Origin of the sequence: Kosakonia sp. SMBL-WEM22 (assembly GCF_014490785.1) — a bacterium.
GTDB lineage: Bacteria > Pseudomonadota > Gammaproteobacteria > Enterobacterales > Enterobacteriaceae > Kosakonia.
Window position 1 is genome coordinate 716,597 of record NZ_CP051488.1, and the last position, 16,058, is coordinate 732,654.

General features: G+C 58.0%; 14 protein-coding genes. 8 read left to right on the forward strand and 6 right to left on the reverse strand.

Annotated elements, in window-relative coordinates; translation table 11 throughout:
* Positions 1–92 precede the first annotated feature (92 nt).
* Complete coding sequence (locus HF650_RS03455) at positions 93–2,237, reverse strand: TonB-dependent siderophore receptor (protein WP_187801191.1); 2,145 nt, start codon at positions 2,235–2,237, stop codon at positions 93–95.
* Between the two features lie 436 nt (positions 2,238–2,673).
* Between HF650_RS03455 and HF650_RS03460 the strand changes: the two genes are divergently transcribed.
* The 7 genes from HF650_RS03460 (at position 2,674) to HF650_RS03490 (ending at position 10,740) form a co-directional block, all read left to right on the forward strand.
* Positions 2,674–3,501: an ABC transporter ATP-binding protein gene (locus HF650_RS03460; protein ID WP_187801192.1), complete on the forward strand. Its 828-nt coding sequence runs from the start codon at positions 2,674–2,676 to the stop codon at positions 3,499–3,501.
* Entirely contained in the window at positions 3,498–4,505 is a 1,008-nt protein-coding gene (locus HF650_RS03465; protein ID WP_187801193.1) for an iron ABC transporter permease, read from the forward strand. The genes HF650_RS03460 and HF650_RS03465 overlap by 4 nt, the downstream gene beginning before the upstream one ends.
* On the forward strand, positions 4,502–5,554 hold the full coding sequence (locus tag HF650_RS03470) for an iron ABC transporter permease (RefSeq protein ID WP_187801194.1): 1,053 nt from the start codon (positions 4,502–4,504) through the stop codon (positions 5,552–5,554). Before HF650_RS03465 ends, HF650_RS03470 begins: the two co-directional genes overlap by 4 nt.
* 14 nt (positions 5,555–5,568) lie before the next feature.
* Positions 5,569–6,519 carry an ABC transporter substrate-binding protein gene (locus HF650_RS03475; RefSeq protein ID WP_187801195.1) on the forward strand — a complete coding sequence of 317 codons (951 nt, stop codon included), beginning with the start codon at positions 5,569–5,571 and terminating at the stop codon, positions 6,517–6,519.
* Between the two features lie 2 nt (positions 6,520–6,521).
* Complete coding sequence (locus HF650_RS03480; protein WP_187801196.1) at positions 6,522–7,415, forward strand: MurR/RpiR family transcriptional regulator; 894 nt, start codon at positions 6,522–6,524, stop codon at positions 7,413–7,415.
* 143 nt (positions 7,416–7,558) lie between these two features.
* Positions 7,559–8,524, forward strand: a complete 966-nt coding sequence (locus tag HF650_RS03485) for a helix-turn-helix transcriptional regulator (protein WP_187801197.1) — start codon at positions 7,559–7,561, stop codon at positions 8,522–8,524.
* 128 nt (positions 8,525–8,652) lie between these two features.
* Complete coding sequence (locus HF650_RS03490) at positions 8,653–10,740, forward strand: TonB-dependent siderophore receptor (RefSeq protein WP_187801198.1); 2,088 nt, start codon at positions 8,653–8,655, stop codon at positions 10,738–10,740.
* A 34-nt stretch (positions 10,741–10,774) separates the two neighbouring features.
* Here the strand turns inward: HF650_RS03490 and murP are convergent, their stop codons facing one another.
* From murP to HF650_RS03515, 5 genes are all read right to left on the reverse strand, one after another.
* Positions 10,775–12,214: a PTS N-acetylmuramic acid transporter subunit IIBC gene (murP, locus tag HF650_RS03495; protein ID WP_187801199.1), complete on the reverse strand. Its 1,440-nt coding sequence runs from the start codon at positions 12,212–12,214 to the stop codon at positions 10,775–10,777.
* Positions 12,214–13,125: an N-acetylmuramic acid 6-phosphate etherase gene (murQ, locus tag HF650_RS03500; protein ID WP_187801200.1), complete on the reverse strand. Its 912-nt coding sequence runs from the start codon at positions 13,123–13,125 to the stop codon at positions 12,214–12,216. The genes murP and murQ overlap by 1 nt, the downstream gene beginning before the upstream one ends.
* A gap of 180 nt (positions 13,126–13,305) precedes the next feature.
* Positions 13,306–13,491: a flagellar biosynthesis anti-sigma factor FlgM gene (locus HF650_RS03505; RefSeq protein ID WP_187801201.1), complete on the reverse strand. Its 186-nt coding sequence runs from the start codon at positions 13,489–13,491 to the stop codon at positions 13,306–13,308.
* A gap of 93 nt (positions 13,492–13,584) precedes the next feature.
* Positions 13,585–14,055: a hypothetical protein gene (locus HF650_RS03510; RefSeq protein ID WP_187801202.1), complete on the reverse strand. Its 471-nt coding sequence runs from the start codon at positions 14,053–14,055 to the stop codon at positions 13,585–13,587.
* Positions 14,027–14,920 carry a winged helix-turn-helix domain-containing protein gene (locus HF650_RS03515; protein WP_187801203.1) on the reverse strand — a complete coding sequence of 298 codons (894 nt, stop codon included), beginning with the start codon at positions 14,918–14,920 and terminating at the stop codon, positions 14,027–14,029. Before HF650_RS03515 ends, HF650_RS03510 begins: the two co-directional genes overlap by 29 nt.
* Positions 14,921–15,245: 325 nt before the next feature.
* Here HF650_RS03515 and HF650_RS03520 point away from each other — a divergent pair, with 325 nt between their 5' ends.
* A complete protein-coding gene (locus HF650_RS03520; RefSeq protein ID WP_187801204.1) occupies positions 15,246–15,941 on the forward strand; it encodes a FliA/WhiG family RNA polymerase sigma factor in 696 nt (231 codons plus the stop codon).
* Positions 15,942–16,058 lie beyond the last annotated feature (117 nt).

The window sequence follows — 16,058 nt, forward strand, 5'->3', positions numbered from 1 at the left end:
CGCCTTACCCGGCCTACGAAAAGCAAGGATCAACGCGTAGGCCCGATAAGCGCAGCGCCATCGGGCAATGGTGAAGCGCTACCGGTTAAACCTTAAAAATCCATCTTCACCGTGAACTGCACTTCGCGCGGATCGCCAATCTGGTTACCCAGATTATTGGTGCCCATCGATGAGGTGTAATAGGTATTATCGAACAGGTTTTTCAGGTTCAGTTGCAGCGTCACCGGGTAACGCAGCTGCATTTTGTAAGCGGCAAAGGCATCCGCGACGACATAGCCCGGCAGGTAGTAATCCGCGCCGTTGGTGGCCGAGCGACGGCTGACACCGTGCCCACCGCCGCCGAGGGTCAGCGTATTACCGGCGTAAACATTGTGAATGTCATAGGTCAGGAACAGCGAACCGGTGTGGCGCGGTACATTCGGCAGCGGTTTCCCCGCGTAGTCCGGGTCTTCCAGTACTTTCGCTGCGGTATAGCTGTAGCTGGCGATCACATTCATATTCGGCGTCAGCGCACCTGCCAGATCCATCTCAACACCCTGGGAGCGCACGCGTCCGGCGGTTTTCGCCACCGTCTCATCGCCGACGATTTCGTTATACAGCACGTTACGCTTGTGGATATCAAACGCCGTGATATTGGCGGTAACGCCGTCGAACAGATCGAATTTGGCACCCACTTCATAAGATGTCGACGTTTCTGGCGGCAGATCGCCGATATAGCTGGCAATCGACGACTGCGGCATAAAGGCCTTCGCCACATTACCGAACAGCGAGATCGATGGCGTGAGTTTATAAACGAGGCCAAACTTCGGCGTCCACTGCTCGTCGCTGCTGTCGGTGTTGATCCTAAACGGGCGCCCTTTGCCCGCATACTGGGTGTAATACTGGTAGCGCATCCCGGCGACGGCGATCCATTTATCAGTCAGATAGAGCGCATCCTGGGCGTATGCCGAGTAGCTCTCCTGCTTGATCGTCTGATCGCTGTCGGAGGCAGAGACGGTTGTACACTTGCTCGCGCCGCCGTAGCTCGGGTTATGGATGTTGAAATCTTTCACGTTTTTGCAGCGGATCATATCGGTGCGCAGCAGATCGTAATTTTCATACGCGACGCCGGTGAGGATCTCATTATAAAAGCCGCCGAGCGTCACATTGCCCTGCAGATCGGCGCGCGTGGTGTGCATGCGCTGGGTCGATCCCTGCGTGGCATCCACCCGGCGCGTCAGCCCGCCAGTGGCGGCGTTATAGGCCATCACGCGCGACTGGTTATCGCTGTATTTATCCTGACTGAAACCATACTCCAGCTTTGCGGTCCACTGGCTGTTAAAGCGATATTCGGCATTGAGCTGCGCAATGTCAGATTCACCGTCAGTAATATTAAACGGCTCATCAAAACGGGTTTTACGGTCGACATTGACCGGCTGTTTGGTCGCAAGATCGAAGATCGTGCCACGATCGAACGGCATCTGATAATCACGATGGGAGTAGAGCACGTTGATCGTCGCGTTATCGCCAAACCAGCTTAGCGAGGGGGCGATAAAGGTGCTTTTCTGCTTGCCGAAATTACGCCAGTAATCTTCATTCTGGTATTCGCCAATCAGGCGCCAGGCCAGCCGTGTGCCCTCGATCGGGCCGGTAACGTCAAACTCGCCGGTACCGCCGCCAAAGCTGTTGGAGGTAGCGGAAACAGAGCCACCAAAGGTGGTTTCCGGGCGTTTAGTCACGACATTGATAAGCCCGCCGGGATCGAGAATGCCATACAGCGTCGAGGCCGGGCCTTTCAGCACTTCCACCCGCGAGACATCAGCGTTAAAACTGCGCGGTACCACGGTGCGCAGGCCGTTGGTCATCACCGAGCCGTCGCGGTTAGCACCAAAACCGCGGCGCACAAACGCATCCTGCGTGCCGCCAAGCGTATTGGTCTGCACAACGTTGCTGACGTTGTAGAGCGCTTCATCCAGCGTGGTGGCGTGTTGATCTTCAAGCACCTGGTCGCTGACGGTGTTCACCACTTGCGGGATATCCAGCAGCGGCATTGAGGTCAGCGTAGCGGTGGAGGAGTTGAGCGGCTGGTACCCGGAGGTCGCCTGTTTATTGGCGGCGGGATCTGCCACCACCGTTAAGGTATCGCCCTCTTTGTTATCTGCTGCGTGTGTGAGCGGTGAAACGAGCGCGCCTAAAATGAGCGCAGAGAGGCGCGTGCGCCCTTTTTGCCCGCAATAACAACGCGTTAAATTTGCCATGTCTTCTGATTTCCCGAAGCGTGCCTGCGTTATGGGCAGGCGTGAACGTTTTTTATGGTTATTGCTCGTTTATAAAAGCTATCCGTTAGCCCGGCTATGCGGCGTCGGATATGTAATTGAGAATCATTCAACCATGGGCGTGTGTAGTAGTAAACGATAAATGTGGGAAATTCACTACAGCAAAAGCACGGCGGTAAGCGGGCAAATTAAGTCGTGGGTTAACTTAATTAACTTATTAAAAATAAATAATTTATACGTTAATTCTGTTTTATAGGTCAGCGGCTTTTATGCGCCAGAGCGGGTTGGTTTCATAACGTATTACGATACTTGACTACTACAGCGGCAAATTGCAAAATCTCAAAAGAGAATGAGATTTATTTTTATTTGATGCTAACGCACGCGCGGGTAGCCACGCTGTTGCGGCGCAGGAGTCAACATGCCACAACACGTGGAACAACCTGAAAGCGGGCAAGGTATCGTGCTCGACCGTCTCTCGGCGGGTTATCACAAGCAGATCATTGTCGATGAGATCAGCCTGACCATTCCCCTCGGCAAAATGAGTGTGCTGGTGGGGGCAAACGGCTCCGGAAAATCCACCCTGCTTAGCACCATCGCCCGCATGCTGAAACCGCTGGGCGGCAGCGTGCTGCTGGATGGCAAAGCGATTCATCAGCAGCCGACAAAAGCGGTCTCCCGCCAGTTGGGCATCCTGCCGCAGTCGCCGGTTGTGCCGGAAGGTCTGACGGTGTTTGAACTGGTCGCGCGCGGGCGCTTCCCCTGGCAGAGCTTTATGCGCCAGTGGTCGCAAGAGGATGAAAACGCGGTGCAGCAGGCGCTGGAGATGACCGGCACCGCCGGGTTTGCCCATCAACCCGTGGACAGCCTCTCCGGCGGTCAGCGGCAGCGCTGCTGGATCGCGATGGCGCTGGCGCAGCAAACGCCGGTGATCCTGCTTGATGAGCCAACCACCTTCCTCGATCTTCGCTACCAGGTGGAGATCCTCGAACTGCTGCACACCTTAACCCGCGATCATGGCCGCACGGTGATTGTGGTGCTGCACGATCTTAACTTTGCGGTGAACTACGCCGACACGCTGATCTTCCTCAAGCAGGGGCGTTTGCAAGGGGTGATCAACGAAGGCGAGACCTGCACGCCGGAACTCATTAAAAATGTGTTTGATGTCGATGTGCAGATGTCGGTTAACCCGTTGACCGGCAAGCCCTTCTTTATACCCTTTCGCAAACCGGGCGGGAGCAGCGCATGAGCGTTCGTCAATCTGCCCGCGTGAGCATCGCCGCGTTTGGCCTGCTGGCATTAGTGATAATGGCGGCTATTGCCCATCTTGGCCTCGGCGCGCGCTACATCGCACCGCCGACGGTGGTACAGGCGCTGATCGCCTTTGATGCGCACAATTTCGATCACCGGGTGATCGTCAGCCTGCGCTTACTGCGCCTCGTCGCCGCGCTCTTTACCGGCGGCGCGCTGGGCGTGGCCGGCGCGCTCCTGCAGTCGGTTATTCGCAACCCTTTGGGCGAGCCGCACATTCTCGGTTTGAATGCCGGAGCTGCGCTGGCGGTGGTGGCGACGACTGCACTTGGCATCACCATAGGCGATGTCGCCGTCAGCCGACCGCTGGTTGCCGCCACCGGCGCAGCCCTACTGTTTTCCCTGGTGATGCTGCTCTGTTCGGCCGGGCGCGCTGGCTTCACGCCGATGAAGGTGACGCTCTGCGGCGTGGCGCTGTCGGCCTTTGCCTCGTCAATCACCGCCGCGATCCTGATCCTGGATGAGCAGACCCTGTTGAGCATGCGCACCTGGCTGGCGGGCGATCTTGCCGGGCTGAGTTGGGGGCAGATCACCCCTGCGGCGATGGCGGCTACCGCTGGCTTCGCGCTGGCGATTGGGCTGGCTCCGGCGCTCAATATGCTGGCGCTGGGCGATACGCTGGCGCGCGGTCTTGGCGTCTCCCTGACGCGAATCCGCCTGCTCTCTTTACTTGCCATTGCGCTGCTGTGCGGCGCGGCGGTCGCCATCGCTGGGCCGGTCGGGTTTGTCGGGCTGGTGGTGCCGCATATGGTGCGCCGTCTGGCGGGGGACGATCTGCGCGTGGTGATTCCTCTTTCAGCCCTTGGCGGCGCAGCGCTGTTGCTACTGGCGGATATCGCGGCGCGAACGCTACTGTCGCCACAGGAGCTGGCGACCGGGGTGATGACTGCGCTGGTCGGCGCGCCGCTGTTTATGCTGCTGGCGGCGAGGTTCTTTAAATGAGCCACCAACTGCATCGCGCCGGGCTGCGTGCGCTGCGGATCGGCGGCTTCTCCCGCCTGCTGCGCCCGCGTGCGCTGCTGTGGCTGAGCGGCCTGCTCCTGCTGGCGCTTGCGCTGCTGCTGTTCGGTGTTTCGCACGGATCGCTGCCTGTGCCGACATCAAACCTTGCCCGGGCGCTGTTTATGCCGCAGATGCTCAACGGTGAGCAGCACTATGTGGTGTGGGATCTGCGCCTGCCGCGGCTCTGCATGGCGCTGCTCTGCGGAGCGATGCTCGGCATGGCGGGCGCGGCGATGCAATCCATGACGCGTAACGGGCTGGCGGACCCAGGCTTAATTGGCGTGAAAGAGGGGGCCAGCGTTGCGGTGTTAACGCTGGTGTTCAGCTTTCCGGCGGTGAGCGTTGTCTGGCGCCCACTGGCGGGAATGGCGGGCGGACTGCTTGCCGCAGGCCTGGTAATCGCGCTGGCGCGGGATGTTTCCCGCCCGCGCTTTGTGCTGCTCGGTATTGGCCTCTCCTGGACCTTCGCCGCCGGTATCGGCCTCTTTATGACCACCGCCGATGTGCGCGACGTACAAACCGCGATGCTGTGGCTGGCGGGCAGTTTACAGGCCGCCAGCTGGCCGCTGCTCGGCGTGGCGCTCTGCTGGGCGCTGCCTGCGGCGCTTATTTTGCTGTTCACCGCCCGCGCGGCGGATGTCGCGCAGCTCGGCAACCCGGCGGCAACGGGCCTCGGCGTGCGGCTGGTGCTGCTTAACGGCCTGCGGGTGTTCGCGCCGGTGTTGCTGACCGCGGCCAGCGTCTCCTGCGTCGGCAGCCTCGGGTTTGTTGGATTGATTGCCCCGCATATGGCGCGCTTTCTGCTGCGCGGCGGTGAGCGCGCGCTGCTCTGGGGCAGCGCGGTGCTCGGTGGCTTACTGGTGCTGGCTGCCGATACGATTGGGCGGCTGGCGTTTGCGCCGCTGCAACTTCCCGCCGGGATTGTGATTGCGCTGGTGGGCGGCCCCTTTTTCCTGCTGCTGCTCTGGCAGCGGCGCGATCGCTTGTAACCTTAAGGAGTTCTATGCGCATCCTCTTCTCCCTGCTGCTACTGGTCGGTTTTGCCACCGTTGCCGCAGAGCCTGTGCAGAGTTTCACCGACGATTTAGGCCGCGTGGTCAAGGTGCCGCAGCACCCGAAGCGCATTGTCTCGCTGCACGATCTTGATATCACCATTCCGCTGATTGAGCTTGGCGTGCCGCCGGTCGCCAGCCACGGGCGCACGCAGGCGGATGGTCGCCACGTGTTACGCTCCGGCGCGCTGTTAACCGGCGTCGACTTTGATAACTCTGACATCCGCTTTATTGGCTCCGCCGATATCGATATGGAAGCCGTTGCAGCGGCAAAACCCGATTTGATCATCACCGAGCCGAGCCGCAACACGCCGGTGGAGCAGTTAGCGAAGATCGCACCGACGGTGAGCATCGATCACTTGCAGGGTGGCGCGCCGGAGATCTACCGCAAGCTGGCGCAGCTGACCGGTACGCAGGCGCGGCTGGCGATCCTGATGCGGCGCTATCAGGAGCAGATTGCAGTACTGAAAAAGAGCATTGATACCCCCAAGATAACCGTGTCGGTTATCCAGGCGAACAACGGCAAAATCAACGTTCTGCACAGCTACCACTCGCTGGGCCGCGTGCTGCGGGATGCCGGTTTTCGCTTCCCGCCGCTTATCGACAGCATCCCCGAAGGCGGTCGCATGGATGTCAGCGCCGAGCGGCTACCGGAGCTGGATGCCGACTTTGTTTTTGCGACCTGGCGCGGTGATACCGGCGGCACGCCGCAGGATGAGCTGGCTGCCATGGACGCGGTGATGCCCGGCTGGTGCGATTTCCTCACCGCCTGTCACGACGGGCGCTATGTGCTGATTTCACGGGAAGAGGCGATCTCTAACTCCTTTGCTTCTTTAAGCCTGATGGTGGCGCAGGTGCAGTCGCAGATTGCCGGACGGCCGCTACCGCAGCAAGGAAAGTGAATATGCTGAACACAAAGCGGGCCAAAAGCCGCGTCGATGTCTATGGTGAGCGTTTTCGCGCGCGGGCGCAGACGCTCTCGCCGCGTTTGCAGGCGGTGGCGCGTTATATCCACGATCATCGCGAAGCGGTGCTGGAGCAGACGGCGATGGAGATTGCCGCTGCTACGCAAACCTCGGATGCCACCGTGGTGCGGGCAATTCAGGCGCTGGGCTTTGCCGGGCTGCGCGATTTGAAGCAGACACTGGAGCAGTGGTTTGGCCCGGCGGCGTCGTCAGCCGAGAAGATGAGCACCACAGTGAATGCGCTTGCCTGCGACGTCAATTCCGGTATCGATTTTGTCCTCGAAGGGCATCAGCACACCTGCGACGTGCTCGCCGCGCCCGCCAACCGCTACGCCATCGCACAGGCGGTGGCGCTGCTGGTTGACGCCCGCCAGGTGGCAATTTTCGGCATTGGCGCATCGGGGATCCTGGCGGAGTACAGCGCGCGGCTTTTCAAGCGCATCGGCCTGCCCGCTACCGAGCTTAATCGTACCGGTATCGCCCTTTCTGAGCAGCTGATTGAGCTACAGCGCGGCGATGTGCTGATAATGATGGCGCAGAAATCGGCGCACCGCGAAGGGCTGACCACCCTGAAAGAGGCGCGGCGGCTCGGCATTCCGGTGATTCTGCTGACCAACGCCGTCGACTCACGCTTCAGCCAGCAAGCGGATGTGGTGATCCATGTCCCGCGCGGCGGTGAGAAGGGCAAAATCCCGCTGCACGGCACGGTGTTGCTCTGCCTGGAGATGATTGTCCTGTCGGTGGCGTCAGCCAATTCGCAGCGGGCGATTAAAACGGTGAAACGGATTAATGAGTTTCACCGGGGCCTAAAGCCGGGCGGGAAAAAGGGGTGAGCGCAGGTTTACACTTCTCGCTGCGCTTCTTTTATGAGAATCGTTCTCAATAGCATTGAAGCAGCCGGGTGCGGATGGTAAGGTGTAGGCCGTTTCGCCCGGCGTGGGGCCTGGGTTTGACCGAGAACGAACGGCTGCCGGTTATGCAAAAAAGAGACTTTTCCGTTGAAGATTTTATCGGCTTTGGCGAGCGCTACGGCATCGATTATCGTTTTCCGGCGCTGGCCTCCTGCCGCTCGCTGGGCGCGGAGCGACGCATCGTCATTCAGGGCGATGTGCAGGAGATGCGCTTCTCCAGCGGCCTGAACCTGACCCGCTCCGACATTCGCGTTCTGCAACCCTATGAAACCACCTCCCTGCACAGCTGCCCGCTCTATATGCTGGTAGTGCTTGAAGGCAGCGTAATGCTGCGCCTCAACGGCGAGGAGTTTATTGTCCGCTCCGGCATGGCTTTTACTTCGCGCCTGAGCGAGCAGCAGGTGATGAATGCCCGTCATCTGGCGGATAACGCCCTGCGCACGCTGTCGCTCGGCATCGATCCGGCCAGCTGCCAGCGCTCGCCGCTGCTTACCGCGCTGCTGGAGCAGTGGGAATCCCACGGCGCGCCCACCTTTTTATGGCAGGTGCCCGAGTTTCTGCTCTCGGGTTTACAACAGAGCCAGCTTTCAACGCTGCCCGCGCTCTCGCGCGAATTGATCCTTGAAGGTGTAATGCTGCAACTGGTCGGCCACGCGCTCTCACAGCGGATGGCGGGCGTGGAGCAGGGCGCGCGCGTCTGCGGCGGTGAAGGGCAACGGCTTGAGTCGGTGCGCCGCTTGCTGGAGCAGCAGCCGGAGAAAGAGTACACCCTGACCGCGCTGGCGCAGCTGGCAGCAATGAGCACCAGCAGCCTGCGGGTGAAGTTCCGCCAGGCGTATGGCCACTCGGTGTTTGATTATCTGCGCGACTGCCGCCTCGCGCTGGCGCGGCGCTACCTCGTCCAGGGCTACAGCGTGCAGCAAGCGGCCTGGATGTCGGGCTATCAACACGCCACCAACTTCTCCACCGCCTTTCGCCGCCGATATGGCATCGCGCCGAGTGAAGCGCGACAGCCGATCGCCTTCCCGTAGACCTTTTCTCTCGCCCTGGGTGCCATTTTGTCACCGCGCATATGTGAATTGTCATTGCGCATAGCTATTGGTGAATCCAAAAGGGTAATAATTCTTATTTACAATAATAACCGCTTCTGGAGAGTTTCATGTTCGCAAAAACGCGACTGGCATTAATGATTGGCTGCATAACCGGTGGGATGAGCGTTTCGGCGCTGGCGCAGGAGAACGCCAAAGATACGGTGGTAGTAACGTCGCAGGTACAGAGCGGCGCGACCAAGCTGGAGACGCCGGATATCGAAACGCCGCAGGCGGTCTCGATCGTCACGCGCCAGCAGTATGAAGAGCAGGGCGCAACCAGCGTGCGCCAGGCTGTCAGCTACACACCGGGCGTCTACAGCAACCAAATTGGTGCCTCCAACCGCTTTGATTACATCGTGCTGCGCGGCTTTTCCGATGGCAGCCTTGATAACGTCTATCTCGACGGCCTGAAGATGATGGGCGACACCAACTCCCACAGCTCGCTGGTGATCGACCCGTGGTTTTTAGACAGCGTTGAAGTGGTGCGCGGCCCGGCATCCGTGCTCTATGGCCGCTCGTCGCCAGGCGGCATCGTGGCGTTGAACTCGCGCAAACCGTCGTTCGATCCGGGGGGTGAAGTGAAACTCTTCGCGGGGAATAACAACCAGCGCGGCGCGGCGTTTGATGTGACCGGGCCGGTGGATGATAACGATCGCGTGGCGGTGCGTTTAACCGGTATGACCCGCTATGCCGACTCCCAATTCGATCACCTGAAAGAGCAGCGTTACGCCATCGCGCCGAGCGTCACCTGGCGTATTACCGACCGCACGCGCCTCGATGTGATGGCCTATCTGCATCGCGATCCGGAAGGCGGCAGCCACTCCGGCCTGCCGTATGAAGGTACTGTGGTGCCGCACGCCGGGGGCAAAATCTCCAACACCTTCTTTGAAGGTGAAGATAAGTACGACAAGTACAAACGCCGTGAAAACATGGTCGGCTATAACTTTGAGCACCTGTTTGACAGCGGCTGGTCGGTGCGCCAGAAGCTGCGCTACCTGCGTACCAAAGTCGATCTCAATCAGGTCTATGCTTCGGGCTGGCTGAATGAGACCGAGCTGAACCGCGGTTACTCCGGCTCAGATGAGTCCCTCTCGGCGGTGACGCTGGATAACCAGCTTGACGGCAGTGTTGATACTGGTGCCATTAACCACCGTCTGCTGGTGGGCGTCGATTACCAACACCGCAATAACAACGTCACCTCGTCCTATGGCAGCTTCCCGGCGATTGATGCCTTTAACCCGGTTTATGGTGCCGATCCGCTCTCAATTTCCGTGTATGGCCGCGAAAAGCACAAACTGGAGCAGACCGGGATCTATGTGCAGGATCAGATGTCGCTCGATCGCTGGCGTCTGACCCTTGGCGGCCGTCACGATCAGGTGAAGATCACCAACAGCAATAAGATCGGCGACACTCACGATACGCTGGAGAAAGACCATATCAGCAGCCGTGCGGCGCTGATGTACCTCTTCGACAGCGGATTTGCCCCCTACGTAAGCTACTCGACGGCCTTTACGCCGACCAGCTTTACCGATGAGAACGGCAAGATCCTGCAACCGATGAAGGGCAAGCAGTGGGAAGCGGGGCTGAAGTTCCAGCCGGAAGGGTCGCAGACCATGTACAGCGCCTCGGTCTACCGCATCAACCAGAACAATATCGCCACCAAAGTGGAGCCGACCGATCCCTACCGCGCTATCGGCGAGATTGAATCAGAAGGGGTTGAGCTGGAAGCGGTGGGTCAGTTGACGGATAACCTGCGCTTACAGGCGGCTTACACCTATAACGACATTCGTTATAAGAAAAGCAGCCCCGAGGAGCAGGGGAAACGCGCGGTTTACGCCCCGCGCAACCAGGCGAGTGCCTGGCTGAGCTATGACGTGAAAGCGGGTGCGCTGAATGGCCTGACCCTCGGTTCCGGCGTGCGGTATGTTAACGGCATCACCTCCGATCGTGAGAATACCCACACGCTGCCCTCCTACACGCTGGTGGATCTGGCCGTCGGGTACGATCTGTCGAATGTCGGGCTGAAAGGACTGAGCGCCCAGGTGAACGTGAATAACCTCACCGATAAGCGCTATGTCGCCTCGTGTAACTCCGCCAATTACTGCTACTTTGGTGCCGAGCGCAGCATCGTCGGCAGCCTCTCTTACGCATTCTGATGGGATAAACCCGGCCGCTGCGCCGGGTTTTTTATTAGCTGAGATCGACACCTTTATGGCCGAAGAGCCAGGTGACGATAAACCCGCCGAGATAGGCCACCACCACGCCCGCCGCATAGACCGCCATCCCGGCATAGATACCATGATCGGAGGTCATCAGCGGCAGCGCTACCAGCCCGGAAGGGCCAAACACCGTATTCAACCCGACCGGTAAGCCAAGCCATGCCACGGCACCCATAAAAAATCCGCCGCAGGCGCCGCCAATACAGGCGGTGACAAAGGGTTTGACGCGCGGCAGGGTCACGGCGTAGATCAGCGGTTCGCCAACACCGAGCAGGCCGGGAATGATCGCCCCGCGGATCTGGTTGCGGATCGTCGATTCCCGCGCCGCGCGGAAGTAGAGCGCCAGCGCCGCGCCCACCTGACCGCCGCCCGCCATCGCCAGAATCGGAAAGAGCGAGTTGAAACCCTGCGCATCCATCAGAGCAAAGTAGACCGGAATAAAACCCTGATGCACGCCAAACACCACGGCAATCAGGAACAGCCCCGCCAGCACCGCGCAGCCAAACGGGTTACCGTTGAGGTGCAGAAACAGCCACGACATCCCTTTAAACAGCTCGCCGCCGATGGGCATGATCAGCGTAAAAGTGAGCGCGCCGGTAATCAGCAAGGTGAGCAGCGAGGTGAGGATCATATCGAGATTGTCGGGCACAAAGCGGCGGATCTGCCGCTCGATCCACGCGCCGAGGATCGTGGCGATCAGTACGCCGATAATGTTGCCGCGCGGATCGATGCTCATGCCGAAGAAATTGTCGATCCCAGAGAAGTAGCCAACCGTCGCTTTCGCGTCGTAACCGAGCACAAACAGCGCGGCGATGATTGCGCCGTTGACGCCGTTGCCGCCAAAGGCTTTTTGCGCATTGTAACCGATCAGGATTGGCAGGAAGGTGAACAACCCTTTGCCGAACACTTTCATATAACCGACGACGTGCGCGAGCGCGCTGCTCTTATCCTGCGCGCCGACCAGCAGGCTTTGCTCAATCAGTGTGGCGAAGCCGAGCAGCATCCCGGCGGCGATAAAGCCTGGGATAAGCGGCGTGAAGATGGTGGCAAATTTCGCCAGAAACTGATGCAGGCCGCTGGTCTGCCTGGCTTTCATCTGCTGTTTAGTGTCGCGGGCGACCTCTTTAAGCGAGGCCGATTCCGCGGGCGCATTGTCACGGCTGATTAAGAGACTCATCATCTCTGCCGCAGTTTGCGCTTTACCGGGGCCAACGATGATCTGGAGCTGATCCTCGCTGTTCACCACGCCGAGCACCCCAGGCAGCGCCTGCAGCGCGGCCTTGTTGACCAACGCATTGTTATGCAGCGTCAGGCGCAGGCGCGTCATGCAGTTGCCGCAGCTTTTAATATTCGCTTCACCACCGACATTTTGCAGAATGGTGGCGATCAGGTCCGGCGTGATTTTGGCCATCACTTCACTCCTGCGTGGAGCAGCGCCTGGCGAATAAACCCGCCGTTATCGGCGAGCAGGCTCGCGGCCTCTTCGGCGTCGATCTGCGCCAGCACCATCAGGATGGCGGTTTTACAGTGGCCGTGGCTGGCCTGCAGCGCCTGCTTCGCCTCGTCGCTGTCGCAGCCGGTGGCTTCCATCACAATATTGACCTGGCGCTGCACCAGCTTCTGGTTCGTCGCTTCCACGTCCACCATCAAGTTGCCGTAGACTTTACCGCTGCGGATCATCGCCCCGGTGGTGAGCATATTGAGCACCAGTTTTTGCGCCGTGCCCGCTTTCATGCGTGAAGAGCCGGTAACCACTTCCGCGCCGACCACCGGCGTAATGGCGATATCGGCAATCTGCGTCATCGGGCTGCCGGCGTTGCAGGTCAGCGATACGGTGGTGGCGTGCAGGCTTTTGGCGTACTCCATGGCGGCAATCACATAGGGCGTGCGCCCGCTGGCGGCGATGCCGACCAGCACGTCATTGGCGTTGAAATTGAGGGATTTAAGATCGTCAATGCCGAGCGTCAGGCTATCTTCAGCGTTTTCCACCGCTTGCAGAATGGCGCGATGACCGCCAGCAATAAGGCCGATGACCTGCTCACGCGGCGTACCGTAAGTGGGCGGGCATTCGCTTGCATCCAGAATGCCTAAGCGCCCGGAGGTGCCCGCACCGCAGTAAATCAGGCGCCCGCCCTGTTTAAAGGCGTTAACAATCGCATCGACCGCCTGCGTAATCGCCGGGATCACCTGCTCAACCGCCAGCGCGACCTTCTGATCTTCACGGTTAATTACCCGTAACATCGCCTCGGTATCAAGCATGTCGATATTGGCGCTGGCGCTGTTACGGCCTTCGGTCGTCAATCTGGATAGATCAATGTTCATTACGTCTCACTTCACTCTGCATGATGACTTTCTGCCTGCTGCCTTACGGCAACGACAGCCGAAAAAGGAATAATATATTATTCAAACCAATCGGTTTAAGAATAATTTATTCTTGCACGCGGCGCGAGACGAGAGTGTGACGCTGCTCATGATGTCCATAACTCATCGTCAAGCGGCGCGTTAGCGCTGGTGAAAGGTGAGGATCGCCTGCACCAGCCTGTCGGGGTCAAGGTCAATTTCGCCTGCGTCAAGCGCTGCGCGAAGGCGTTCGATTTTAGGCTGGTCAACTTCCGGCAATTGATCAAGGTCGGGCTGCGCCTGTTTAAGTAAAAAGAGGATCGCGTCAGAAAATGGGGGCGCTGTCATGATATGCGTCTCACTGTGGGCGGTTACCGTTTGGTGGCTATCTGGCTACCTAAAACGACCATCGACACGGCAAACTTAATCCTCTGGTTTTGCCTAATCCGGCTCCAGTTGGTAGCGAAATATCATGCCATTTTGCAGAAAGACCAGCGGCACGCCATCCGGCGCGATTTGCTGCATTGCGTTCTCCGAGTTGGTCAACAGATCAACATTATTTGTCACCATGCGGTTATGTTTCGCCGGATTAAACAGCACCGGCGCGTAGGCAAAATAGTGTTTACCGTAGCGCTGGCGCGTATGGACAAAGTTGCTTTTGAGCATGAAAGCCACATCTTGCGGGCTGCTAAGCGTGCTGACAATAATATTGCCCACCGTACTCATGCGTGAATCGTAGATCTCCTGTTGTTGCAGCATCAAATCATAAAACCCCACCTGCTGAGCGATCTCCTCCGTCTGATTAAGGGCGTGCTGCCCGCGCTGGAAAAAGGTGCCGCAGGATAGCGCCGCGAGAGTGATGGCAAGTAGAAATAGCGGCTGTTTATTTGCTGTTACAAGGTGCCATCTCATCCATTTTTCTCCGTGTCTCGCTCACAATCAGCTTATTTAATAACGCCGTGTCGGAGCGCCAGTGATCAATTTGCATCACCAGAACCCGTTGCTCGCAGGCATTGTATATGCGGAAAGTATAATTCAGGGTGTGGTGTTCACTGCGGTAGTAAATAGCCATCCGCAGTGACTTCTGTTTCGCCTGTTGATTAAGCCGGGTATAGCTCTCTTTCAAACGATCATAAATAGCCATCGGCTCTTTCACTCTCTCGTCCGGCGCTAAAAGGGCAAAAATACGCAGATGGCTGTAAATGTTTTTCGCCAACTCTTTCACCCCTACCTTGTTGTGGTAGGTGAGAGCTAAATAGCCGCTACAGAGGATAGATAATATAAAGAGTAACGTTATAAGAAGGCCATTAAGGTAAGAAAGAGGTTGCACAATATCCGGCGTCTCTTGTCGGGGCGTCGTGGATAACTCAGGCGCGGCAGGTCGGCTCTCCTGCGGGGGGATATCGAACTCAGGCGGTGCAGAGCTCGGGGCGGTAGGCGGCCAGCTAACCAGTGGGCGACAATATTTGGCTTCCAGTACATAACCCTGTTTCGGGAGGGTGCGAATGATTCGCTGTTGCTTACCATTATCCGCCAGGGCGGTACGCAGCGTGTGAATGGCGTGGGGCAGGCTATTGCTACTGACCGCGCGCTCTTCCCAGACCTGTGAGGTCAGATCCTCATGAGTGAGGATTTCGCCGGGGTGTTGCTGTAAAACTTCCAGCAGCCTGAGCGGGTGCGCTCCCAGCCGTCTCTCCTCGCCGGTTACGACGTGGCGGATCGCGCCTGACGCGGGAACGATGAGCCAGTTATTCACTGTGCAATTGGATTTATTCATAAAAGGTTAACGATTGCGGCTAATCCAGCGGGCTCTTATCACAAAAAATAATGCCTTTGACCAAATCAGATAAATGACAAAATAAATATTCGCAGTTCAACGGTTCGTGGCGTTAATAATACGAAACGCGCAGTGTAATTTACATGTGATTTCATTAATTGCCGCTTTTCAAGGGATTAAAAAATGAGTTTGTGGTGTATTGTTTGACGCCATTGAGAAGTGCTCTTACATCTTATTAGCTACTTCTCTTCTCACTTTTGTTAATTAGGTGTTGCCGGAATTTTTTATTAATTGTTTTATCCGCTGTTCCTCATACGTAATGTAAATGATGAATTTAACTGCCGCAAAAACCCTAACTCCCGCTGATGAAGCGCGTTATATCAGTGAGTATTTGCCGCTGGTACATAAAGTCGTCAAACAGTTCAGCTGGCAGACCAATAGCGTGATGAGCAAAGAGGATATGCGGCAAATTGCCCTGATGGGTCTGCTGGCCTCGCTGCGGCGCTATGGCCCGCCGGATGTACAGTTTGCCGGTTACGCCATTCAGCGTATTCGCGGCGCGGTGCTCGATGAGTTACGCCAGCAGGACTGGCGTCCGCGCAGGCTGCGTCAACAGACGCATAAACTCACGGATGCAATACGCGAAATAACCCGCGAGCTGGGGTATGAGCCGCGCTTTGAAGAGGTGAGTGAACGGCTGTCGGTGACGCCGGAAGCCTGGCAGCAATATCTGCTGCTGCACTCGGCCAGTGCGCTGGAGAGTCTGGATAACTTGCTGGAGAGTGAGCAGCACGCCAGCACGCTCTCCAGCCGTCAGCTCGAGGATGAACTGCTTCCCGCTTACACATTACGCAGCGCGGTAGCCAGCCTCGACAAGCGTGAGCAGCTGATCCTCGCGCTCTACTATCAGCATGAACTGAGCCTGAAAGAGATTGCGCAGGTGATTGGCGTGTCAGAAGCGCGTGTGTGCCAGCTCAATCAAGTGATCGCCCAGAAGGTACAGGCGTTTACTCGTCAATAAACGCGCTATCCATGGTGCTGGCTATCGCCGGCGCTTGCTTTTAACTCATTGTATTAGTGTGTTGTTCTCGTGAAAGCTGTGATTTTGTCATCCATCGTTGCCCCCAGTCGGAGCCTG